This is a genomic window from Tamaricihabitans halophyticus (assembly GCF_004340875.1).
Classification (GTDB): Bacteria; Actinomycetota; Actinomycetes; order Mycobacteriales; family Pseudonocardiaceae; genus Tamaricihabitans; species Tamaricihabitans halophyticus.
Genome location: NZ_SLXQ01000010.1, coordinates 128949 through 152342, shown reverse-complemented (window position 1 = coordinate 152342; position 23394 = coordinate 128949). Strand labels below are relative to the sequence as shown.

21 protein-coding genes and 2 tRNA genes are annotated in these 23394 nt (G+C 66.5%); 10 read left to right on the top strand and 13 right to left on the bottom strand.

The features are described from left to right. The first annotated feature begins 7 nt into the window (after positions 1-7). Positions 8-334, top strand: a complete 327-nt coding sequence (locus EV191_RS21025; RefSeq protein ID WP_132878852.1) for a hypothetical protein — start codon at positions 8-10, stop codon at positions 332-334. Here EV191_RS21025 and EV191_RS21020 read toward each other — a convergent pair. Both EV191_RS21020 and folC read right to left on the bottom strand, forming a co-directional pair. Next, complete coding sequence (locus EV191_RS21020; protein ID WP_243659101.1) at positions 331-768, bottom strand: DUF4233 domain-containing protein; 438 nt, start codon at positions 766-768, stop codon at positions 331-333. The two genes, EV191_RS21025 and EV191_RS21020, sit on opposite strands and share 4 nt — an antisense overlap. After that, a complete protein-coding gene (folC, locus tag EV191_RS21015) occupies positions 765-2132 on the bottom strand; it encodes a bifunctional tetrahydrofolate synthase/dihydrofolate synthase (RefSeq protein WP_132878851.1) in 1368 nt (455 codons plus the stop codon). The genes EV191_RS21020 and folC overlap by 4 nt, the downstream gene beginning before the upstream one ends. Before the next feature lie 110 nt (positions 2133-2242). Between folC and EV191_RS21010 the strand changes: the two genes are divergently transcribed. Further along, positions 2243-3169 carry an SGNH/GDSL hydrolase family protein gene (locus tag EV191_RS21010; RefSeq protein ID WP_132878850.1) on the top strand — a complete coding sequence of 309 codons (927 nt, stop codon included), beginning with the start codon at positions 2243-2245 and terminating at the stop codon, positions 3167-3169. Positions 3170-3224: 55 nt separating this feature from the next. On the opposite strand, the gene EV191_RS21005 is transcribed toward EV191_RS21010, so the two are convergent. Beyond that, positions 3225-5861 carry a valine--tRNA ligase gene (locus EV191_RS21005; protein ID WP_207894598.1) on the bottom strand — a complete coding sequence of 879 codons (2637 nt, stop codon included), beginning with the start codon at positions 5859-5861 and terminating at the stop codon, positions 3225-3227. Positions 5862-5943: 82 nt separating this feature from the next. Between EV191_RS21005 and EV191_RS21000 the strand changes: the two genes are divergently transcribed. The 3 genes from EV191_RS21000 (at position 5944) to EV191_RS20990 (ending at position 10288) form a co-directional block, all read left to right on the top strand. After that, positions 5944-6480, top strand: coding sequence for a MarR family winged helix-turn-helix transcriptional regulator (locus EV191_RS21000; protein ID WP_132878849.1), 537 nt, complete (start codon positions 5944-5946; stop codon positions 6478-6480). An 86-nt stretch (positions 6481-6566) separates the two neighbouring features. Beyond that, positions 6567-7922 carry an MFS transporter gene (locus tag EV191_RS20995; RefSeq protein WP_132878848.1) on the top strand — a complete coding sequence of 452 codons (1356 nt, stop codon included), beginning with the start codon at positions 6567-6569 and terminating at the stop codon, positions 7920-7922. Between the two features lie 80 nt (positions 7923-8002). Continuing rightward, positions 8003-10288: an FdhF/YdeP family oxidoreductase gene (locus tag EV191_RS20990; protein WP_132878847.1), complete on the top strand. Its 2286-nt coding sequence runs from the start codon at positions 8003-8005 to the stop codon at positions 10286-10288. Positions 10289-10327: 39 nt separating this feature from the next. Here EV191_RS20990 and EV191_RS20985 read toward each other — a convergent pair whose 3' ends face one another. The 4 genes from EV191_RS20985 to EV191_RS30155 all read right to left on the bottom strand — a co-directional run bounded on the left by EV191_RS20985 (position 10328) and on the right by EV191_RS30155 (position 13680). After that, the gene (locus tag EV191_RS20985) at positions 10328-11884 is read right to left on the bottom strand and encodes a phytoene desaturase family protein (RefSeq protein WP_132878846.1); all 1557 of its coding nucleotides are present in this window, start codon (positions 11882-11884) and stop codon (positions 10328-10330) included. Positions 11885-11909: 25 nt separating this feature from the next. After that, the gene (locus tag EV191_RS30845; protein ID WP_279388447.1) at positions 11910-12038 is read right to left on the bottom strand and encodes an MFS transporter small subunit; all 129 of its coding nucleotides are present in this window, start codon (positions 12036-12038) and stop codon (positions 11910-11912) included. Then, the gene (locus tag EV191_RS20980; protein WP_132878845.1) at positions 12035-13393 is read right to left on the bottom strand and encodes an OFA family MFS transporter; all 1359 of its coding nucleotides are present in this window, start codon (positions 13391-13393) and stop codon (positions 12035-12037) included. Before EV191_RS20980 ends, EV191_RS30845 begins: the two co-directional genes overlap by 4 nt. A 113-nt stretch (positions 13394-13506) precedes the next feature. Further along, positions 13507-13680, bottom strand: a complete 174-nt coding sequence (locus EV191_RS30155) for a hypothetical protein (RefSeq protein WP_165913038.1) — start codon at positions 13678-13680, stop codon at positions 13507-13509. Between the two features lie 58 nt (positions 13681-13738). Between EV191_RS30155 and EV191_RS30150 the strand changes: the two genes are divergently transcribed. Continuing rightward, positions 13739-14740, top strand: coding sequence for a hypothetical protein (locus tag EV191_RS30150; RefSeq protein ID WP_165913037.1), 1002 nt, complete (start codon positions 13739-13741; stop codon positions 14738-14740). Positions 14741-14751: 11 nt separating this feature from the next. Here EV191_RS30150 and EV191_RS20970 read toward each other — a convergent pair whose 3' ends face one another. Next, positions 14752-15342, bottom strand: coding sequence for a winged helix-turn-helix domain-containing protein (locus EV191_RS20970; protein WP_132878844.1), 591 nt, complete (start codon positions 15340-15342; stop codon positions 14752-14754). Positions 15343-15472: 130 nt separating this feature from the next. Here EV191_RS20970 and fdhD point away from each other — a divergent pair, with 130 nt between their 5' ends. The 3 genes from fdhD (at position 15473) to EV191_RS20955 (ending at position 18455) form a co-directional block, all read left to right on the top strand. Further along, positions 15473-16345 carry a formate dehydrogenase accessory sulfurtransferase FdhD gene (gene fdhD, locus EV191_RS20965; RefSeq protein WP_132878843.1) on the top strand — a complete coding sequence of 291 codons (873 nt, stop codon included), beginning with the start codon at positions 15473-15475 and terminating at the stop codon, positions 16343-16345. A 10-nt stretch (positions 16346-16355) separates the two neighbouring features. After that, on the top strand, positions 16356-17258 hold the full coding sequence (locus EV191_RS20960) for an alpha/beta hydrolase (protein WP_132878842.1): 903 nt from the start codon (positions 16356-16358) through the stop codon (positions 17256-17258). Between the two features lie 186 nt (positions 17259-17444). Further along, the gene (locus EV191_RS20955; protein WP_132878841.1) at positions 17445-18455 is read left to right on the top strand and encodes an alpha/beta hydrolase; all 1011 of its coding nucleotides are present in this window, start codon (positions 17445-17447) and stop codon (positions 18453-18455) included. An 18-nt stretch (positions 18456-18473) separates the two neighbouring features. Here EV191_RS20955 and clpX read toward each other — a convergent pair whose 3' ends face one another. The 5 genes from clpX to EV191_RS20930 form a co-directional block, all read right to left on the bottom strand. Next, positions 18474-19769, bottom strand: coding sequence for an ATP-dependent Clp protease ATP-binding subunit ClpX (clpX, locus tag EV191_RS20950; protein WP_132878840.1), 1296 nt, complete (start codon positions 19767-19769; stop codon positions 18474-18476). Positions 19770-20061: 292 nt separating this feature from the next. Beyond that, a complete protein-coding gene (locus EV191_RS20945) occupies positions 20062-20688 on the bottom strand; it encodes an ATP-dependent Clp protease proteolytic subunit (protein WP_132878839.1) in 627 nt (208 codons plus the stop codon). A gap of 29 nt (positions 20689-20717) precedes the next feature. Next, entirely contained in the window at positions 20718-21329 is a 612-nt protein-coding gene (locus tag EV191_RS20940) for a ClpP family protease (protein WP_132878838.1), read from the bottom strand. A 116-nt stretch (positions 21330-21445) separates the two neighbouring features. Further along, a complete protein-coding gene (gene tig / locus EV191_RS20935) occupies positions 21446-22909 on the bottom strand; it encodes a trigger factor (protein ID WP_132878837.1) in 1464 nt (487 codons plus the stop codon). Between the two features lie 234 nt (positions 22910-23143). Then, positions 23144-23214 (bottom strand) — tRNA-Gly (locus EV191_RS20930). Between the two features lie 85 nt (positions 23215-23299). Between EV191_RS20930 and EV191_RS20925 the strand changes: the two genes are divergently transcribed. Beyond that, a tRNA-Pro gene (locus EV191_RS20925) sits at positions 23300-23376 on the top strand. Positions 23377-23394: the final 18 nt, after the last annotated feature.

The window sequence follows — 23394 nt, the reverse complement described above, 5'->3', positions numbered from 1 at the left end:
TCCAGCAATGGCCCGTGAACCGCAGCCGTCGGACTCGAAGTCGCGGAAAACCGCGAAGGTCACGCTGCTGGTTCTCGAAGTCTTGCTGCGCGCCTACCTGATCGCCGCAGCGGTGTTCAGTAGTTTGGGCTGCTTCTGGATCGGGATCTTCCACGTGGTCTGGCTACCCGCGAAGATCGCGATGATCGCCGCCGGGATCGTCGGCTTCGTCTTGTCCATTTACCTGTTCCGGCGTCAGAAGCCGCTACGGATACAGGTGCCGGCGTGCCTCGGGATCGCCGCGTTCAACGTGACGCTGTTCCTCGTAGCGATGCGGACCGACTTCGGTAGCTAGGCCTGCTCCGGGGTCGGCTGCTGGCTCGGTAGTTGACCGGCAGCCATCCGCCGCGCCACATCCCACCGCATCCAGAACAAGCCGGCCCAGACGCAGCAGAACACCAGGCCGATGATGCCGATCGCGACCAGCGAGAAGAACCCGGCAAGCAACACCAGCTGGATCAGCCCGATCACGATCCGGATCCAGTCGAACCGCAGGAACGCGCAGCAGAGCACCAGCGCCACCACGACGCCGATCACCAGCGCACCCTGCGCGGTGCCGACTCCGTCACCGAGGGTGTCCACCAGCGGCAGTGCCAGGCCAACGACGATGGCTTCCAGCAGGAGGGCACCAGCCATCACGCCCCGGAACGACCGCAGCGGATCTTTCTGGGGTCGCTGCGGCGCCGGTTCAGCCTGCTTGCGGCCTTCCTCGGTAGCTGACTCACTCACGCCGGCTCCTTTCCGAACAGCGCACGCGCCTCGCCAGCGGTAACCACCGAACCGGTGATCAGCACACCGCTGCCGGCAAGGGGTTCCTCCGGATCCTGCATTTCTTCCGCGAGCTGGATGGCCCTGGTCACCGCGTCGTCCATAGTGGGCTCCACGACCACCCGTTCCTCGCCGAACACCTGGGTCGCCAAGCCAGCGAGCTCATCCACGTCCATACAGCGCGGCGAGGAATTACGGGTGATCACCACTTCGGAGAGCACCGGTTCCAGCTCGGCAAGGATGCCCGACACGTCCTTGTCCTCGAGTACCGCGAGCACCCCGTTCAGCCGGCGGAACGCGAACTCTTCGGTGATGGTCGCGGCCAGGGCGCGGGCGCCGTGCGGGTTGTGCGCGGCGTCCACGAAAACCGTCGGTGCCGAGCGCACCCGCTCCATCCGGCCGGGCGTACGCACCTCGGCGAACGCCTCCGCCACGGCTTCCTGGTTGAGCCGTTTGTCCGAGCCCGCGCCGAAGAAAGCTTCGGCCGCGGCCAGCGCGCGCACCGCGTTGTCCGCCTGATGCGCACCATGCAGGGGCAGGAAGATCTCGTCGTAGACACCACCGAGCCCCTGCAGTTTGAGGCGCTGACCACCCACCGCCACCTCGCGCTGCAGTACGCCGAACTCCTGGCCCTGGCGGGCGACGGTCGCGTCCACCTCAACGCAGCGTTCCAGCAGCACCCGCATGACCTCCGGCTCCTGCTCGGCGAGCAGCGCGACCGAGCCGGGCTTGATGATGCCGGCCTTCTCCTTCGCGATCCCGGCGAGGTCGTTGCCGAGGTGTTCGACGTGGTCCAGTCCGATCGGTCCGATCACCGCGACCTGCGCGTCGGCCACATTGGTCGCGTCCCAGGTGCCCCCCATGCCGACCTCGAGCACGGCCGCCTCGACCGGCGCGTCCGCGAAGGCGGCAAAGGCCATCCCGGTGAGCACCTCGAATTTGGTCATCGCAACATCGCTTCGCCCGTCCACCATGGACACATAGGGCCCGACGTCGCGGAAAGCCTCGACGTAACCATCGGCGCTGATCGGGGCGCCATCGATGCTGATGCGCTCGGTCGCCAGCTGCAGGTGGGGGCTGACGTAGCGGCCGACCCGGAGACCGAGGCGGGTCAGCAACGCGTCGACCATCCTGGCAACCGAGGTCTTCCCGTTCGTCCCGCCGATATGCACGGTGTGCAGCGAGTGGTGCGGGTCCCCGAGCATGCTGAGCAGCGCGGCGATCCGGTCGGTGGACGGAGCGATCTTGGTTTCCGGCCAGCGGGTGTTCAGCTCGGCCTCGACGGCCCGTAGCTCGTCCAGATCGATCGGCTCGATGCCATTCACGTACTCGGCCTTTCCGATAACGACATATCCCGCATCGAGTCTACGGCCGTCGCGGATGCCTGCGTGCACCCGTTCCGGCCCGGCCACATAGGGTGTCCACGGTTCGAGGCATGCGACAACGTCTTGGGGGAGCGCGAGTGCGCAAGAGCAATCTCATCGGTATCAGCGCAGCGGTATCGCTGTTGGTCGTCGGGGCGAGCCAGGCGTTCGCCGCGCCGTCGACGGACCCAGCGCCGCCGGTTGATCACTATGTGGCCCTGGGAGATTCGTTCACCTCCGGCCCATTGATTCCCGAGCAGCGGCCGGACCCCGCTGGTTGCGCCCGCTCGACGAACAACTACCCATCGATACTCGCCGAGCGGCTGGACGTGGTCGAGTTCACCGACGTGAGCTGCGGCGGGGCACAAACCGCGGATATGACCCGGCCGCAGCCGCTGGAGGGCGGGGAGCAGAACGCGCCACAGTTCGACGCGCTGCGCGCGGACACCGACCTGGTCACGGTGGGTATTGGGGGTAATGACTTCGGGCTGTTCGGCAACCTCGTCGGGGTGTGCCCTGAACTCAGGGAAAGCGACCCGACCGGTGCGCCATGCCAGGCGCATTTCACCGAGGACGGGCAGGACACACTGCTCGCGCGGATGCCAGAGCTGACCGAGCGGATCAGCGCGGTGGTGCGTGGGATCACCGAGCGAGCGCCGGAGGCCGAGGTGCTGGTGATCAACTACCCGCGGCTGGCGCCCGAGGAGGGCTTCTGTCCGGAGCGCCTGCCCTTCGCCGAGGGCGATTACGCCTGGGCCGATGAGGTCGAGCGGGCGATCGGTACCGCGCTGGCCGATGGCGCGGCCACCGGTGGCGAGCGCGTGCGCTTCGTGGATGTCTACGAACCATCTACCGGGCACGACATCTGCGCGCCCGCGGATGCGGCGTGGGTGAACGGCCAGCACGACCAGCCGGACGCCGCGCGCTATCACCCCACCAAACTGGGTATGGCGGGGATGGCCGACGTCATCAACAACGCATACGCCCCAACCCACTGATCAGACCGCCCGGTGGCCGCAAGATCCCTCAAGGCCGCGGTCACCGGGCGGAGGGTTACGCCTGTGGCAGGGCGGCTAGCCGTTCGGTCAGCCGAGTGACCTCGGCCGCGGCCGTGTCCCGCCGTTCGCTGATCCTCGCGACCACGTCGGCCGGCGCCTTGTCGGTGAAGTTGGGGTTCTCCAGCTTCGCCACGCAGCCGGCGAGCTCCTTCTCCGCCGCGGCCAGATCCTTGGTCAACCGCTTACGTTCCGCGGCCACATCGATAGCCCCGGACAGGTCGAGTTCCACGGTGAGCGAGCCGGCGCCGAGCAGCACCTCCAGGCTCGCGCTCGGGGTGAACGCTTCGCTCGGCTCGTCCAGCTTCGCCAGTACGCGGACCGCCCTGTCGTGCGCCGCCAACCCGACCGCCGCCGGGCCGGACAGCCGGGCGGCCACCCGCTGCCCCGGCTTGAGGCCCTGCTCGGACCGGAAGCGGCGAATCTCGGTCACCAGCTTGCGGACATCCTGGATCCGCTCATCGGCGGCAACATCGCGCTCCCGGCCACGCCGCTGCGGCCACTGCGCGACCACGAGCGATTCGCCGCCGGTCAGCGCGATCCACAGCCGTTCGGTGACGAACGGGATCACCGGATGCAGCACGCGCAGCATCGTGTCGAGTACGTGCCCGAGCACCAGCCGGGTGCGCTCCGCGCGCTGCCCGCCCTCGGCGATCTGCACCTTCGCCAGCTCCACGTACCAGTCGCAGTACTCGTCCCAGACGAAGTGGTAGAGGGCTTCGCAGGCCTTGCCAAACTGGAACCGCTCGTACAGCTCGTCCGCCTCGACGATCACCGCATCCGCCCGATCGATGATCCAGCGGTCGGCGTCGGTCAGCTCGTCGTGCGGCGGCAACTCGCCGGCGATATTCGCCCCGTTGCTGAGCGCGTACCTGCTGGCGTTCCACAACTTGGTGCAGAAGTTCCGCGAGCCGGCAACCCACTCCTCGGAGATCGCCTGATCGGCGCCGGGTACCGAACCGCGGGCGAGGGTGAACCGGGTGGCATCGGCGCCGTAGTCGTCCACCCACTCCAGCGGGTTGACCACGTTGCCCTTGGACTTGGTCATCTTCTTGCCGAACTGGTCCCGGATCAGTCCGTGCAGCAACACATGCTGGAACGGCTGGACACCGTCCATCGCGTACAACCCGAACATCATCATCCTGGCCACCCAGAAAAACAGGATGTCGTAGCCGGTCACCATCACGCTGGTCGGATAGAACCGCTCGAGTTCCGGGGTCCGCTCCGGCCAGCCAAGGGTGGAAAACGGCCACAGTGCGGAGGAGAACCAGGTGTCCAGCACATCCGGATCCTGCGTCCAGCCCTCGCCGGGAACCTCGTCATCCGGGCCAACGCACGCGATCTCGCCGTCCGGGCCGTAGTAGATCGGGATCCGGTGCCCCCACCACAGCTGCCGGGAAATGCACCAGTCGTGCATGTCGTCGACCCAGCCGAACCAGCGTGGCTCCTGCTCCGGCGGGTGAATGCGCACCCGGCCGTCGCGAACCGCGTCACCGGAAGCCTTGGCAAGCGGCTCCACCTTGACCCACCACTGCAGGCTCAGCCGCGGCTCGATCGGCACGCCGGTCCGCGAACAATGCCCAACGCTGTGCTCATACGGCCGCTTCTCGGCGACGATCCGCCCCTGTTCGGCGAGCCGCTCGCGCACCGCGACCCGAGCTTCGAAGCGGTCCATGCCGTCGAATTCGGTGCCGGTACCGGTGATCGTGCCGGCCTCGTCCATGATCGTCAGCATCGGCAGCTCGTGCCGGCGACCGATCTCGAAGTCGTTCGGGTCGTGTGCCGGGGTGATCTTCACGGCCCCCGAACCGAACTCCGGATCCACATAGGAATCCGCGACGATCGGGATCAACCGCCCGGTGAGTGGGTGCTCGATCTGGGTACCAACCAGATGCGCGTACCGCGAATCGTCCGGATGCACCGCGACCGCGGTGTCCCCGAGCATGGTCTCCACCCGGGTCGTGGCGACCACCACCGATTTGTCGCCCTCGCCGTAGCGCATGGAAACCAGCTCGCCCTGGACGTCCTGGTAGTCCACCTCGATATCGCTGATCGCGCTGCGCAGCGCCGGCGACCAGTTCACCAACCGCTCAGCGCGGTAGATCAGCCCCTGGTCGTACAGCATCTTGAAGATCGTCTGCACCGCGCGGGACAGCCCGGGGTCCATTGTGAACCGCTCGCGGGACCAGTCGACGCTGTTGCCCAGCCTGCGCATCTGGCCGAGGATCTTGCCGCCGTACTCGTGCTTCCACTGCCAGACCTTGTCCAGGAACTCCTCGCGCGAGTAGTCCGTGCGGGACTTGCCCTCGGTCGCCTCCAGGTGCCGCTCGACCCGCGTCTGGGTGGCGATACCCGCGTGGTCCATCCCGAGTACCCACAGCGCCTCGAAGCCCTGCATTCGCTTCCGGCGCACCAGTACGTCGATCAGCGTGTTGTTCAGCGCATGGCCAAGGTGCAGCGAGCCGGTGACATTCGGCGGCGGGATTACTACCGAGAACGCCGGCTTGTCACTCGCCGGGTCCGCGGTGAAATACCCCGCGTCGACCCAGCGGCGGTACAGCTGCTCCTCTACCTCGGCTGGAACCCAGTGCGTAGGGAGGTCCGACACGTCTGCTGCGGGCTGGGTGGTTGTCACACCGGAAGTCTACGAACCCCGTTCTGGCTGGTGCGACGCGACTCATATACACAGCTCAAACTGCACAGTCTAGACTGTGTATATGGCTACCGTATCGCCGAGCGTCGCCCGCGCCGCAAGCCGGCTGCGCGGCACGATCGGCCAGCTCCACCGCCGGCTCCGCCAGGTCGATCACGCCGGTGTGCTCACGCCTTCGCAGACGGCGGTACTCAGCGAGCTGTATCGCAACGGCCCGGCCAGTCAGGCCCAGCTGGCACAGGTCCAGCAGGTGCGCCAGCAATCCATGGCCTCGAACGTCACGGCACTGGAACAGCTTGGCCACCTGCAACGCACCGCCGATCCGCACGACGGGCGACGGTCGCTGATCTCGCTCACCGAACACGGCCGGCAGACGATGAGCGGGCTACGGCGCACCCGAGACGAGTGGCTGGCCGCCGCGCTGGCCAACCAGTTCACGCCGGCCGAGCGCCAGACGCTGGTCACCGCGCTACCGCTACTGGAACGCCTTGCCGCCGTACGGGCAACCGAAGCAGCGGCAACGGCTGCGCCCCAGGCAGCCGCCGGCGCCTCGCCGGCCGAACCAGCCGATCCGCCCGCAGCGAGCCCACTGCCCAGGTAATCCCAGCCACCCCGACCGCCGACCAGGAGGCGAGGACCACGAAAGCGACCACCACCACGCGCACACCCGGATTCGGTGCCCGGCTGATGGCCCCACTTGTGGCCAGCGCCCTGCTCAACCCGATCAACTCAACGCTGATCGCGGTGGCGCTGATCCCCATCGGACACAGCCTTGGCGCTAGCCCCGCGGAAACGGCGTGGCTGATCTCCGCGCTCTATCTCGCTACCGCGATCGGCCAACCCCTGATGGGCTTGCTCGTCGACCGGTTCGGACCGCGCAGGGTACTGCTGGTCGGCGCCGGCATCGTGGTGCTGGCCGGCGCCGGCGGCCTGCTGGCGCTGTCCCTCGAATGGCTGGTTGGGGTTCGCGCGCTACTGGGAATCGGTACCTGCGCCGCGTTTCCCGCCGCCATGACGATTCTGCGGTACCGGGCCGAGGACGCCGCGACCGAAGTGCCCCGGCGTTCGCTTGCCACCCTGGCGATCGCGGCGCAGACCACGATGGCCATCGGACCGGCCTTCGGCGGCGTGTTGATCATGCTTTTCGGCTGGCCGTCGATCTTCGCGGTGAACGTACCGCTCGGTGTCGTCGCGATTGTGCTCGCGCTGCGCTGGCTGCCCAAGGACGACCGCACCGCCAACCGCACCCCGCTGACCAAGGTCGACCTCGGCGGCATTCTGCTGTTTTCCCTCGCGATGTTCGCGGTACTGCTGTTCGTGATGGATCCCGCGCCGCGGTCGGCTTACCTCCTGCTGATCGGGATAGTCGTGGGCGGCGCGTTCATACTCGTGGAACTTCGCGTCCGTACCCCGTTCGTGGATCTGCGCACGCTGCGCGCGAACCGGCCGATCCTGCGTACCTATCTCCGGCAGGCACTCGCGTTCCTGATCATCTACGCGATCATGTTCGGCTACGTGCAATGGCTGGAACAGGGCAGGGGGTTGAGCGAGTCGGTGGCCGGCATCCTGCTGCTGCCGATGTCCGGGATGGCTATCGGTACGGCGGCACTCGCCGCACGCGGACGAGGAGTCCGGGCGAAGCTGCTGGTCAGCGGGATCGTTCTGGGTGCGGGCGCCGGTATGTTGCTGTTCACCCACACGGCTAGCCCCCTGCTGTTGCTACTCGGCATCGCGCTGGTCTTCGGGATCGCGCAGGGACTGACCAGTGTCACCAACCAGACCGTGTTGCAGGCGCAGGCGCCGACCGAGCAGCTCGGCACGCTCAGCGGGCTGTTCCGTTCCGCGCAGTATGTCGGCGCGATCGGCGCATCCACGCTGATCGCCTTCGCCTACGGGGCCGAGGCCAGTTCGGCGGGGCTGCACCAGCTCGCCTGGCTGCTGATCGGCGCCAGTGCGCTGCTGGTGTTGGTGATCGCACTGGACCGCTCACTGTCCCGAAAGACCTTGACTGGCCACACGAAACGCGCGGCTGCCGCTGCCTGAGCGTCCACACCGCGAGACGGGTACCGGTTCAGCTCAACCTGACACTGGTCAACACTCGCTATAGGACGCAAGATTGGCTTATGGCTCGTAAGGCACCGCGGCACGACATCGATGAGACCGAACTCGAAGTCGGCAAGCCGAAAGACTGGGCGGCGGGCGTCACCGGTGTCACGGTGTCGCTTCGCCGGGGACTCGAACAGATGGGGCCCGGCCGCACCGTGCGCACGCTGCGGCTGCTGAACCAGCGCGAGGGGTTCGACTGCCCTGGCTGCGCCTGGCCGGAAGCGCAGGGGCACCGCAAGCTCGCCGAGTTCTGTGAAAACGGCGCGAAAGCGGTGGCCGAGGAAGCCACCAAGCGCCGTGTGACCAGGGAGTTCTTCGCCACGCACAGTGTGGCCGAGCTCGCCGACAAAACCGACTACTGGCTCGGCCAGCAGGGCAGGCTGACCGAGCCGATGGTGCTGCGGGCCGGTGCGAGCCATTACGAGCCAATCTCCTGGGACGGTGCGCTGGAACTGCTGGCCAGTCGGATGCGCGCCTTGCCGAGCCCGGACGACGCGATCTTCTATACCTCCGGTCGCACCAGCAACGAGGCCGCGTTCCTCTACCAACTCCTGGTGCGCTCGTTCGGCACGAACAACCTGCCGGACTGTTCCAACATGTGCCACGAGTCCTCCGGCGCCGCGCTGTCCCAGACGACCGGTATCGGCAAGGGCTCGGTCAGCCTCGCCGATATTGGCGAGGCGGATCTGATCATCGTCATCGGGCAGAACCCCGGCACGAACCATCCCCGGATGCTCTCCGCGCTCGAGGAAGCCAAGCGCGATGGCGCGCGGATCATCGCGGTCAACCCGCTGCCCGAAGCTGGGCTGCTGCGGTTCAAGAACCCGCAGAACGTACGCGGCGTGGTCGGCAAGGGCACCCAGTTGGCTGACGAGTTCTGCCAGATCAAGCTGGGCGGCGACCTCGCGCTGTTCCAGGCCATCGGGCATTTGCTGGTGTCCTGGGAGCAGGCGGCGCCGGGCACCATCGTGGACGAGGAATTCGTCGCCGAGCGCACGCACGGCTTCGCGGAATACGCCGAATCAGTACGCGAGCTGGACTGGGACCGGGTACTCGCGGCAACCGGGATGAGCAAGGAACAGATCGTCCGGGTGGCGCGCATGATCGCTGACTCCGAGCGGACGATCTACTGCTGGGCGATGGGGCTTACCCAGCACAAGCATTCGGTGCCGACGATTACCGAGATCTCCAATCTCGCGCTGCTGCGTGGCATGATCGGCAAACCGGGCGCGGGGTTGTGCCCGGTGCGCGGGCATTCCAATGTGCAGGGTGACCGCACGATGGGCATCTGGGAGAAGATGCCGGAGACCTTCCTTTCCGCGCTTGAGACGGAGTTCGGTATCCCGGTACCTCGCAAGCACGGGTATGACACGGTGCAGGCGATCAACGCGATGCGCGCGGGCGAGGGCAAGGTGTTCCTCGGCATGGGCGGTAACTTCGTGTCCGCGACCCCGGACACTGACGCGAGTTCCGCCGCGCTGCGGTCCTGCCAGCTGACCGCGCATGTCTCGACGAAGTTGAACCGCTCGCATGTCGTGCATGGCACCGAGGCGCTGATCCTGCCGACGCTCGGGCGCACCGAACGTGACCAGCAGGCCGGCGGCGAGCAGTTCGTGACCGTGGAGGATTCGATGTCCGCGGTGCACGCCTCACGCGGCCGGCTGGATCCGGCAAGCGAGCAACTGCGGTCCGAGGTTTCCATCCTTTGTGGACTTGCCAGGGAGTTGCTCGGCGCGGATCACGCGGTTCCGTGGGGTGAGTTCGAAGCCGACTATGACCGGATCCGGGATCGGATCGCCAAGGTGGTTCCGGGTTGCACCGATTACAACGCGAAGGTGCGCCAGCCGGATGGCTTCGTGCTGCCGCATCCGCCGAGGGATTCGCGGGAGTTCACCGGAACCTCGACCGGCAAGGCGAACTTCGTGGTCAACGAGTTCACCGCGCCGGAGATCCCCGAAGGCAGGCTGCTGTTGCAGACACTACGCAGCCATGATCAGTACAACACCACAATCTACGGGTTGTCCGATCGCTACCGTGGCATCGAGGACGGCCGCAGGGTCGTACTGGTCAATCCGGACGACGCGGCCGCGCAGGGTGTTGCCGATGGCCAGCTGGTCGATCTGATCAGCGAGTGGGAGGACCACGAGCGGCGCGCCAAGGGTTTCCGGGTGGTGCACTATCCGACCGCGCAGGGCTGCGCGGCCGCCTATTTCCCGGAAGCGAACGCGCTGGTGCCGCTGAACTCGGTGGCGGACAAGTCGAACACGCCGACCTCCAAGTCCATCGTGATCCGCCTGGAATAACCGCAACCGCAAGATCCCTCAGGAACGCGGTTTGGTGGGTTAACGGGAGTCGTGCAGTACGGCCATCGCGGCGTTGTGGCCGGCGATACCACTGACCCCGCCGCCGCGCTGGGCACCGCTACCGCACAGCAACAGGTTGTCGGTATCAGTGCGCACACCCCAGGGATCCGCGACCTCCGTCTCGGCCGCATAGGGCCACCCCAGGTCACCGTGGAAGATGTGCCCACCGGGCATCCGCAGCTCCTCGGCAAGGTCGAGCGGGCTGCGGGCCTCCACATACGGCCGCCCCCGCGTATCGCGGGCAAGGCAGTCCTCGATCGGTTCGGCAAGGTACTCGTTCAGCGCCGCGAAGTACCCGGCGACCAGTCGATCCCGCAGCCCTGCGTTGTCCGCCTCGAACAGCCCAGCCGGCAGGTGGAGCCCGAACAGGGTGAGGGTCTGCCAACCGCGCTCGGCCAACTCCGGGCCGAGAATCGACGGATCGGTCAGCGAGTGACAGTACATCTCGCCCGGCAGCTCATCTGGCAGTTGCCCCGCCGCGCTCCGCGCGTAGGCGTTCTCCAGCTGGCGGTACGACTCGTTCAGATGGCAGGTACCGGCGAACGCCGCTCGCGGGTCGGTGCCGTCGGCAAGCTCAGGCAGCTTGCGCAGCAGCATATTGACCTTCAGCTGCGCCCCTGCGGGAATGGCGGACTGCCTACCGCGCAACCGATCGAGCTCGGCGGGCGCGACACCACTGAGTACCCGTCGCGCGCCGACTCGATGGGCCGTATCGCCTACTCGATAGTGCACCTCGGCATCCCGACCATCGACTTCGACACTGGTCACCTCCGCACCGGTGACGATCCGCGCGCCGGAGTCCCGCGCGACCCGCGCCAGCTCCGCGGTCACCGCCCCCATGCCACCGACCGGCACCCGCCAGTCCCCAGTTCCGTTGCCCACCACGTGGTAAAGAAAGCAACGGTTCGCGAGCAGACCGGGGTCGCGCAGCGAGGTATGTGTACCGATCAGCCCGTCCGTGGCGACCACCCCACGCACCAGGTCGTCGGTGAACAGCTCCTCGAGCGTGGCGCCAAGCGGTTGCTCGAACACCCGCGTCCAGGTGCGCTCCCCCGCCGCGCCGACGACCGCCGCGCGCAGCCGTGCGCGCCTCGGCAGCGGCTCGAGCAGACTCGGCGCCAGTACCTTCGCCAGCGCGCCAAGATCGGCGTAGAACGCTTGCCAGTTCTGGTAATCGCGCTCCGAGCCGGTGACCGCGCGGAAGGTGGCGGCATCCTCGTCGCCGCCGGTCACCAGCAGCCCGGTGCCGTCCCGCCGCGGGGTGTACGAGGACACCGCGCGCGAGCGAAGCGTCAGCCGCAACCCGAGATCAGCCACGATCTGGTCCGGCAGCAGGCTCACCAGATACGAGTAACGGGAAAGTCGTGCCGGAACGCCGGCGAACGGTTCGGTGCTGACCGCCGCGCCGCCCACCTCGGCGCGGCGTTCCACGACCAGTACCGAACGGCCGGCCTTGGCCAGGTATGCGGCGGCGACGAGCGCGTTGTGCCCGCCACCGACTACGACAACGTCATACGCTTCGGCGCCTGCAGCCATCCGCACACCCTAACCGGATGACCGGCTAGCCAGTGAACAACTGCACGACCTGGGTGGCCAGCTGGTAAACGCCGTAACCGAACGGTATGCCGACCCACAACCACACGAAGGTCAGCAGGCCCGCACGGGGCCGTGTGCGCACGCTGTCGTTCATCGGTTGGCCCCTTCCGCTTCGCTGTCCGCGAACCGCTCGTGGTGCTTCGGGTTGACCGGCCGGACGAACTCGTTGGCAGCAAAGCCAACCACGAGTAGGCCGATCATGATGTACAGCGAGACCGTGTACAGCGCCGGCCCGCTCTTGCCCGCGGCAGCCTGACTGTCGGCCACCGCGTTGACGATCAGCGGCCCGAGGATTCCTGCGGTGGACCAGGCGGTGAGCAGCCGGCCGTGGATCGCGCCGACCTGGTAGGTGCCGAACAGATCGCGCAGGTATGCCGGGATGGTGGCGAATCCGGCCCCATAGAACGAAAGGATCACCAGCGCGGCGAGGATGAACACCACCTTCGAGGAGTCGCCGCTGAGCACGATCCCGAGGTAGAGCAGCGCCCCACCACCCAGATAGAGCCGGTAGATGTTCTTGCGCCCGACGATATCCGATGTGGACGACCAGACGAACCGGCCGAGCATGTTCGTCAGCGAGAGCAACGCGACGAAACCGGCTGCCGAGGCGACCGTGAGCGGCGCTTCGGTGTTCGCGAAGAAGTCGACGATCATCGGCGCCGCCTTCTCCAGGATCCCGATACCCGCGGTGACGTTGAAGCACAGCACTATCCACAGTAGCCAGAACTGCGGGGTACGCAGCGCCGTGTTCGCGGAGACATGGCCCGTGGCGATGAGCTTTCCGGACTTCGCCTGCTCCGGCCGCCACCCCTTGGGGCGCCAGCCATCGGCCGGAACCCGCACCAGCAGCACACCCAGCGACATGAAGATCGCGTACACCACGCCGTGCACCGCGAACGTCGTCGCGATCCCCGAGCTGTCCGTGCCGAACGAATCCAGCATCTGGTTCGACCACGGCGAAGCGATCAGCGCGCCACCACCGAAACCCATGATTGCGATTCCGGTCGCCATCCCCGGACGGTCCGGGAACCACTTGATGAGTGTGGACACTGGTGAGATATAGCCGATGCCCAGCCCGATCCCGCCGACGCCGCCGTAACCGAGCACCACCAGCCAGTACTGGCCCGTCGCCACGCCGAGCGCGGAAATCAGGAACCCGCCGGAAAAGCACACCAGCGACACGAACATTGCCCAGCGCGGGCCGTTACGTTCCACCAGGGTGCCGCCGAACGCCGCGGATAGCCCGAGCATGACGATGCCGAGCTGAAACGGCAGCGCGCTCTGCGTCCCGGACAGGTTCAGCGTGCCCTCGAGCGGTGATTTGAACACGCTCCACGCGTAGGCCTGACCGATCGCCAGATGCACGGACAGCGCCGCGGGTGGAATCAGCCACCGGTTCCAGTCATTCGGTGCGACGATGCGCGATCTGCTGAGGAATCCTTCGGCCATGCATTGCCCTCCGTGGCAGGTCGTTCCGGGGCGTCTCATTGAAGGCGCAACCATTTCCGGCTGCACAGCATGGCACTACCCGTTGCCAGAGGAAAGCCCTACGGCCGGCGCGTTCAGATCGTGACCGGCCGCAACGAGCGCCGCGTGGCGCGCTGACCACAACTAGTGCACACCGCGCGGCCGGAACGCAATACCGCCAGCGCCTTCCGTTGGCGCGCCGCGACCGTGCGCGGGTCCGCCGCGCGATACTTGGCTACGGCCGCTGCCTGTGTCGGGTCAACCAGCATCAAGATCACCCACTTAGCGAAGTCCTGGCTCCAGCCAGGAGCGTGTTCCAATAGTTCGGTGAATGCTTCGACGAGTCGTTGGCAGCAGCGGGAAGCCGAGCAGCGCGCGGCGATGCTCGCGTTGCCGACGCTCCCGGTTGGCCACCACGCCCAGCTGCTGCCACCGGATCCGGGCGACGTACGGGTATGCGCCTCGATCGGCCCTTCCGGTGAAGCATTGGCGTTGTGGGCGGCAAACCCCGAGGCAGCCACCCAGAGTTCGCTGCCGGTGCGGGCTCGGATCAGCACGCACACCGCGGCAACGACCAGCAGTACCCCGATCGACTGGCGACCGAGTGCGCATCCGATGATCCAGCCGTTGCCCGATGGCCGAGTGCTCGTCGTCGCCGCGCGCTGCCAGTGGCGCCACGCCGGCCCGGAACAAAACGCGGTCACCTACGACTCGACCGGGCAGGTATGCGCCGAGCAGACACTCGGCGATGGCATCGAGCACGTGCTGAGCACTCGCCAGGGGGACGTCTGGGTTGGGTACTTCGACGAAGGCGTCTTCGGCAACCTCGGCTGGAGCGGCACCACGGGCCCTTCGCCGCTCGGCGCGGCTGGTCTGGTCCGCTACGACACCGAACTCACCGCCCGCTGGCACTACCCTTCGCATTCGCTGCACCCCTGGGGCGCGATCAGCGACTGCTACGCGCTCAATGTCACCGACGATGCGACGTGGACCTGCTACTACCGGCGATTTCCCGTCGTGCGGATCCAGGACGACACCCTCACCTGGTGGCACAACGATATTCGGGGCGCCAAGGCCCTTGCCGTGGACGGGTCGCGGGTCGCGCTGTATGGCGGGGGCAAGGCCGCCCATGACCGCCTGGCCACTGGTGTGCTCGAGACGGAAGGCCTGCGAGTGACGGGCGAGTACCGGCTCGTCCTGCCCGGCGGGGAGCCAATGCCGTTTCGCGCACAGGTGATCGGCAGGGGCGCGGATCTCCACGTCGTACTGAACACCGGCGAGTGGCTCCGGCTCGGTCTCGACGAGGTGCCTGCCGAGTCCGACGGTTAAGCCGAGGGCGCTCATTCGCGGGCCTCATCCGGTTCCGGCGCCCAGGCGCCGAGTGCGCTGACGAACAGATGCACCGGACGAGCACCCGCCGGTCGCGAGCCGGGATCGGCAAGCCGGTCGAAATAGCGATCGATGACCGCACGTAGCTGGCCCTTGACCTCGGCCAGCTCCTCGGCGGTCAGGAACGTGGTGCCAGCGGACATGCCGGCGGCCTCGCGCCACTCCTTCGGCTGCTGGGACCGCTGGACTTGAAGTCGACGGAACTGATCGAAGGTGTGCTCGAGGAACGCCTCGGAGACCGCTTCGGCAGCCAGCTGACCTTCCAGGTCCAGCCCTTCGGCCGACCAGCTCTGGTCATAGTTCGTCAACCGCCACGGCTTTTCCCTGCCCTCGGATTCGACCACTTCGACAAATCCGTACTTGCCGAGCTGGTTGAGGTGATACGAGCAACTCGCCACGCTCTCGCCGAGCTCACTGGCGCAATAGGTCGCGGTCGCCTGATCCGCCACCCCCAACAGTTCGATCAACCGCCAGCGCAACGGATGCGCCAGGGCCCGCAACTTCTTCGGATCGCTGATTCGCTCCGGTGCGCCATCGGTCATGTGCTCAAGATATCTTTATCAAGACTTATTTAGCAAGACATCTTGATAAAAGAGTCTTGATTTGATCGGGCGGGCCTACTCCCTCGGCAAGGTGAGACGATGGATTCAGCCGTGCGAGAGGAGGCTGACCATGGGACGGGTGACCGTTCGTCGTCCAGTACGGATGATTGGTCCACGGGGTGAACGGCAACGGCCGGACGCCCTTGCCGCGGAGGAGCCCCTCGAACTGCGGGTGAACGGCAAGGCACTCGCGGTCACCATGCGCACGCCCGGCCACGATGTGGAACTCGCGCACGGTTTCCTGCTCAGCGAGGGCGTGATCGGCGGCAAGGCCGATATCGCGGTAGCCAGGTACTGCGACGGCAAGGGGCCGGATGGCAAGAACACCTACAACGTGCTCGATGTCTCGCTCGCAGCCGGTGTTGATCCGCCGGATGTCGGCGTGGAGCGCAACTTCTACACCACGTCCTCCTGCGGGGTGTGCGGCAAGGCCGCCTTGGACGCGGTGCGGTTGCGGACCCGGTTCGACCCGGGGTCGGCGGCGCTGCGCGTGCCGCCCGAACTGCTGGCCGAGTTGCCCGGCACGTTGCGCGAGCGACAGCGAGTTTTCGCCTCCACCGGTGGATTACACGCGGCCGGGTTGTTCACCACCGCCGGCGAGGCGCTCGCCGTCCGCGAAGACGTTGGCCGGCACAACGCCGTGGACAAGGTGCTCGGCTGGGGCGTGCTGGAGGGTCGGGTGCCGCTGCGCGAGCAGATCCTGCTGGTTTCCGGCAGGGCATCGTTCGAGCTGGTGCAGAAGGCGGCGATGGCGGGTATTCCGATGCTGGCCGCGGTGTCCGCGCCCTCCTCGCTGGCCGTGGAACTGGCCGAGGAGAACGGCATCACCCTGGTGGGATTCCTACGCGGTTCCTCGATGAACGTCTACACCGGAGGGCACCGGATACCCGAAACCGATACACCAGAATCGACGGCACCCAGCTACGCGCGGCATGCGGGATAAGCGACCAGCTATGCGCGAAGCTCCACACTCGAACACCCGTACAAGCCGCCGAACCCTGCTCCGGGCCAGCGCCTCCGCGGTGGCACTGGCCGGAGCTGGCGCGCTGAGCGCCGGTTGCCAGAGCATGCCCTCGGCCACGGGTGGCACGTTCGACCCCGGACCACCGGCGGATACCGGCATCACCCATACCGAACGGGTGTATTCCCGTGCCCGAGGGCAGGACGTCAACCTGGTAACCATCCTGCCGAAGGAGCAGCCGCCAGCTGGGCTGCCGGTGTCCCTGCTGCTACACGGCAGGGGCGGCAGTGCGGAGGAGGTCACCTGGCACGGCTGGGGCGGCCAGCTGCGGGACGCGGTCGCCGAGGGCAAAACCCGCCCGTTCGCCTTCGTCTCGGTGGACGGCGGGGACAACTACTGGCACGAATACCCGGACGGCGATGACGCGCTGGGCATGCTGCTTGACGAAATCCCGCGCTGGCTGCGCGAACGCGGGCTCGGCGGCGGGGATGGCCAGCCATGGGCGGCCACCGGGGTGTCCATGGGCGGCTTTGGTTCGCTCGTCTACGCTCGTCGACGCCGCGAGCGCGGTAACTCGCCCGGTGCCCTTGCCGTGGTCTCCCCCGCACTGTTCACCGAGTGGTCGGAGTTGCGCAGCCGAGACGCCTTCACGGACGAGGCGCAATGGGCGGCGATCGACCCGCTACGGAATCCCGGCGCGCACGGTGACGTCCCGTTAGGAGTGTGGTGCGGCACCGAGGACGACCGGTTCATCGAAGGCACTCGGCAGTTCATCGCGAAAGCCGATCCGACGCACGCTGATCTGCGCCCTGGTCCACACGGGCCGGACTTCTTCCAGTCGGTGGTCGGCGACGTTCTCGGGTTTCTCACTGACTACGTCCCCAAGCCCGGATAGCATCCACATGCGACAGTCCGAGAAAGCGTCGTCAGCCCCGAACAGCGCACCATTACGGACAAAACCGGCCGAGTCGAGCGGGACGCGGATTAGATCATCCGAGCGTCCTTGCGTTCGGAAGCCTGGCTGGCTGGCGCGACCGTGGCAGGATGGATCTCGGTGCCAGTCGACCGGGAGGCGGGGTGCATGCCGAGCTCCGACAACACAGACAGCACGGAACAAGGCGACGAATCGCATCGGCACGCGGTCCTTGGCCGCCGCCGCTACCTCGCTATCGCAGGCTCGGCGGTGTTGGCCGCGACAGGCTTCGCCGTCACCGCGCTGGAGGAGTTCCGCTTCGGGCACCAACGGTTATCCGCGACGATCGGCGCGCCGCAGCGGATCGGTATGACGGTCCGCGAGCAAGTCTATTCCGCGGCGCGGGGCCGCACGGTCAATCTGGTGACCCATCTCCCCGATCGGGACCCGCCCGAGCAACTACCGGTAGCGCTCGTCCTGCACGGACTGAACGGCCGCGCCGCCGCGACCGGGCTTCCCGAACTCGGCGACCAGCTCCGCGCTCAGGTGTCGAAGCCTGGCCAGCAGCCGTTCGCACTGGTCGCGGTGGACGGCGGAAACCACTACTGGCACGAGCAGCCCGACGGAGATGATCCGCTCGCCATGCTGCTCGATGAGCTACCCGGGTGGTTGCGGGAGCGGGGCTTGGGGCTACGCGAGGACGGCATGCCGGAAATGTGTCTCGGCACTTCCATGGGCGGGTTCGGCGCACTGCTCTACGGCCGGCGGCGGGTGGAACGTGGCTCCCCGCTCGGCGCGATCGCCGTTGTCGCGCCCGCGTTGCTCACCTCGTGGCGGGAGATGCGGAAACGCGAGGCGTTCCGGAGCCGGCGGGAGTGGGCTTCGCTTGACCCGCTTCGGCATCCGCGAGCCACTGGCACTACCCCGCTCGGCGTGTGGTGCGGTGACCGTGACCGGTTCATCGAGGGCGCGCGCCGGTTCATCACGACGGTCGAGCCCGAGGTCGCCGATATTCGCCCAGGCGGGCACACCGGGCCGTATTTCAGTTCCGTAGTGCCGGATACGCTGGCGTTTCTGGGGCGACACTGTGGCGGCCAGACAGTCGAAACGGACCCGAGTTCCGTGACCGATTCACTCGGCACCACCTCGCGGTCGCTCGAGCGCGAATCCCCTGACTAGCTAACTGACCGACGCGGGCTACGCGGACTTCTCGCTGCGCTGGCGCCGGGAAGGCTGCCGAGCGACGATCGTCGGGTTCACGTTCTCCTTGACGGTCTGCTCGGTGATCACGACCTTGGCCACGTCATCCCTGCTCGGGATGTCGTACATCACCTGCTGCAGGACTTCCTCCATGATCGCGCGGAGTCCGCGCGCGCCCGTGCCGCGCAGGATCGCCTGATCCGCCACCGCTTCAAGGGCGGTTTCGGTGAACTCCAGCTCCACGTTGTCCATCTCGAACAGCCGCTTGTACTGCTTCACCAGCGCGTTGCGTGGTTCGGTGAGGATGCGCACCAGCGACGGCTTGTCCAAGTTGGTCACACTGGCCACGACCGGCAGCCGGCCGATGAACTCGGGGATCAGGCCAAACTTGATCAGGTCCTCGGGCATCGTGTCCGCGAAGAAGTCCGAGGTGTCCACATCGATCTTGGACTGGATGTCGGCGCCGAAACCGATGCCCCGCTTGCCGATCCGCTCGTTGACGATCTTCTCGAGCCCGGCGAACGCGCCGGCCACGATGAACAGCACGTTCGAGGTGTCGATCTGGATGAACTCCTGGTGCGGGTGCTTGCGCCCGCCCTGCGGCGGCACGCTGGCCGTCGTACCCTCCAGGATCTTCAACAGGGCCTGCTGGACGCCTTCACCGGATACGTCCCTGGTTATCGAGGGATTCTCGGACTTGCGCGCGATCTTGTCGACTTCATCGATGTAGATGATCCCGGTCTCGGCGCGCTTCACGTCGTAGTCGGCCGCTTGGATCAGCTTGAGCAGGATGTTCTCCACATCCTCGCCGACGTACCCGGCTTCGGTGAGGGCGGTGGCATCCGCGATCGCGAACGGCACGTTGAGCAGCTTGGCGAGTGTCTGCGCGAGATAGGTCTTGCCGCAGCCGGTCGGCCCGAGCATCAGAATGTTCGACTTGGCGACCTCGACAGACTCTTCGCCAGAGTTCTTGCTCTGGTTCGCCGCGCCTTTCTCACCAGCCTGAATGCGCTTGTAGTGGTTGTACACCGCGACGGCGAGGCTGCGTTTCGCGTCGTCCTGTCCGATGATGTACTGCTCGAGGAACTCGTGGATATCCGCGGGCTTGGGCAGCTCGTCGAGTTTGACGTCGCCGGCCTCAGCCAGCTCCTCCTCGATGATCTCGTTACACAGGTCGATACATTCATCGCAGATGTACACGCCCGGTCCGGCGATCAGTTTCTTTACCTGCTTCTGGCTCTTGCCACAAAATGAGCACTTGAGCAGGTCCCCGCCGTCGCCGATTCGTGCCATGACCGCTGACCTCGTCCCCTCCGGTGCACCTCGAGAGATGCCCCTGGTTACGTCTCCGGGCTCGATTCCACTGGCCAGTGTGACCGGTAGACCACACTATGTGCCAGCACTTCTCGGTATCTATCGCTGACCGACCCGACATGCAGGTCGCGGTTGCTGCTGACGGTACCCGCCGGACCCCGGTTTGCGGGAGGACCAGCCCACCAACGCCCCGCGCCCACCTTTCAGCATAGGCCGGACCGGTCGAGCGTGTCGCCAATTTACCGGTCCGGCCGCCGCTAGCCCAGGTGTCTTACGACGCGGACATCTTGCGGTACGGCAGCACCTCGTCGACAATGCCGTACTCCTTCGCCTCCTCGGCGGTGAGAATCTTGTCCCGGTCGATGTCCTGCCGGATCTCCTCCGCCGACTTGTTCGCGTGCTTGGCCAGGGTGGACTCCATCAGCCTGCGCACCCGCTGAATCTCGTTGTTCTGGATCTCCAGGTCCGACACCTGACCGTAAACACCCTCGGTAGCCGGCTGGTGGATCAACACGCGGGTGTTCGGCAATGCCATCCGCTTGCCGGGGGTACCGGCCGCGAGTAGTACGGCCGCGGCCGAGGCAGCCTGGCCGAGGCAAGCGGTGGAAATGTCCGGGCGGACGTACTGCATGGTGTCGTAGATGGCCATCAGCGAGGTGAACGAACCACCCGGCGAGTTGATGTACATCGTGATGTCGCGGTCCGGATCGTCGTGCTCGAGGTGCAGCAGCTGCGCCATCACGTCGTTCGCGGAGGCGTCGTCGACCTGCACACCGAGGAAGATGATCCGTTCCTCGTAGAGCTTGTTATAGGGATTGGATTCCTTGACCCCGTAGCTGGTCCGCTCGATGTACGACGGCAGCACGTACCGGGCTTGCGGAAGATGCAACTCGCTCATCTGAAATATCTCCTCGTGGGGTACGTGCCTCAGCTGCCCGACCTGGGGAGCTGGTTCTCACGGGAAAGCACGTGGTCGATGAAGCCGTACTCCTGCGCTTCCTGCGCGGTAAACCACCGGTCGCGGTCCGAGTCGGACACGATCCGTTCCACGGACTGCCCGGTGTGCTGCGCGATGAGCTCGGCCATCTCCTGCTTGTGCTTGACCAGCATCTCGGCCTGAATCGCGATGTCGGCCGCGGTGCCACCAACGCCGGCCGAAGGCTGGTGCATCAGGATGCGCGCGTGCGGCAGCGCGTAGCGCTTGCCAGGGGTGCCGGCGGAGAGCAGGAACTGCCCCATCGAAGCCGCCAGGCCCATTCCGACGGTCACCACGTCACACTCGATCAAGTGCATCGTGTCGTAGATCGCCATGCCCGCGGTGACCGAACCGCCCGGCGAGTTGATGTAGAACTTGATGTCCGACTCGGGGTCTTCCGCGGACAAGAGCAGCAGCTGCGCGGTGATCTGATTGGCGATATCGTCCTTGACCTCCGAGCCGAGGACGATAATCCGTTCCCGGAGCAGCCGCTCGTACACCGAGTCGTTCAGGTTGAGCCCAGCGGTCGCCGTCCGCATCTCGGGCGTGGGGTGCTGCGTCACGTCTGCCTGCTTTCTTTCAGAGATTCGGGTGAGCTGATCTCTATGCAATCGACCCTAACGAACGTGGGCGGCGCCGACTTCCCGACACCGCCCACGTTCGCCCAGAGCGTGCGAAATCACTTATCGCGCTGATCCGATTGCTCGCTGTCCCCGGCCGCGTCCGAGGCCTCAACCGTCGAGGTCTCGTCCGCCGGCACCGCTTCATCTGAGCTTTCCACCGCGGCTGTCTCGTCAGTCGACGCCTCCGCGGAGGCGTCCTCCGCAGGCCCGAACAGCTCGTCGAGGTCGATCGCGTTACCGCTGGCATCGGTCACCGTGGCCGAGCGAACCACGGTGCCAAGGGCCTTGCCCCGCCGGACGTCGGCGAAGATCGAACCGAGCTGGCCGGACTGCTGCGCACGCTGGACGTACTCATCAGGGCTCACCCCGAACCGCTGCGCCTGGTAGACGATGCGTTCGGTGAGTTCGTTGTCCGAAACCTGGAGGTTCTGCTCGTCCGCGATGGTGTCCAGCAGCAGCTGGCTGCGGACGGACTTCTCGGCCTCGACCCGCTGTTCCGCGTCGAACTCTTCCTGGGACTGGCCCTGCTCCTGCAGCCAGTTCTGGAAGGCGGCGTCGTCGTGGTCGAAGGCGTGGATCGCGTCGTGCTTGCGTACGTCCACCTCGGACTCGACGACGCTGTCCGGCACCGGTATCTCGGTGCTCTCCAGCAGCGCGTCCAGCACCTTGTCCCTGGCCTGCACGCCCTGCTGCATCCGCTTGACCCGCTCGACCCGCTGCCGCAGGTCGTCGCGCAGTTCCTGGATGGTGTCGAACTCACTGGCCAGCTGGGCGAACTCGTCGTCGGCTTCGGGGAGTTCGCGGTGCTTGATCGATTGGACGGTGACCTCGACGTCGGCGTCCCGGTCGGCGTACTCGCCGGCGACCAGCTTGGTGGTGAACGTCTTCGTTTCGCCCTCGTTGGCGCCGATCAACGCCTCGTCGATGCCCTCGACGAGTTCACCGGAACCGATCTCGTAGGACAGACCGGACGTGGTGGCGTCCTCGACCGGCTCGCCGTCCACAGTGGCCGAAAGGTCGATGGAAACGAAATCGCCGGACTCGGCGGGGCGATCCACTCCGGACAACGTGCCGAACCGAGCACGCAGCTGGTCAAGCTGCTCCTCGACCTCGGACTCGTCGAGCTCGATGTCGTCGACGGTGATGGCCAACTCGCCGAAGGCGGGGATGGTGATCTGCGGGCGGATATCGACCTCGGCGGTGAACGCGAGCGTGTCACCGTCCTCGATCTGCGTGACCTCGAGGTCCGGACGGCCGAGGGTGCGCACTTCCCCGCTGTTCACGGCTTCCATGTACTTCGCGGGAATGGCCTCATTGACGACCTCTTCGAGCACTGCCCCGCGGCCGAGCCGGCTTTCCAGCACTCGCGCGGGCGCCTTGCCCGGCCGGAAACCGGGAATGCGCACCTGCTTGGCAAGCTTGCGGTAGGCGCGGTCAAAGTTGGGCTTGAGCTCGTCGAACGGCACCTCGACGTTGATCTTGACCCGCGTCGGGCTCAGCTGCTCGACGGTGCTTTTCAACGTGATCTCCTTGGGCGCATGCAGGACTAGATACCCCGGGCATAGTTCACCGCGGGATGCTGGCCGAGTCTATTCGAGCAGCCTGGAGCACCGGATTTGGGTGGGACAAATGCCGTGCGGAGCACCGCCGGGTGTTTGGTAACACCGTCGCTCCACGATGCCGGCCAGACCGAGATACGGGCCGGAACCGAAAAGAAGGAGTGCCCCGGCGGCCGGGGCACTCCTTCAACCGAGAGCGGGTGACGGGAATCGAACCCGCGTAGCCAGCTTGGAAGGCTGGGGCTCTACCATTGAGCTACACCCGCATGGGGTCGCCGTGCGACGCAGGTTAGTCTAGCCCACGTCGATTCGACACCATCGCACCGGCCTCGGTGCGAGTCGGGTGACGTACGGGGTGTAGCGCAGCTTGGTAGCGCATCCGCTTTGGGAGCGGAGGGTCGCAGGTTCAAATCCTGTCACCCCGACCACTTGACAAGGCCTGACCG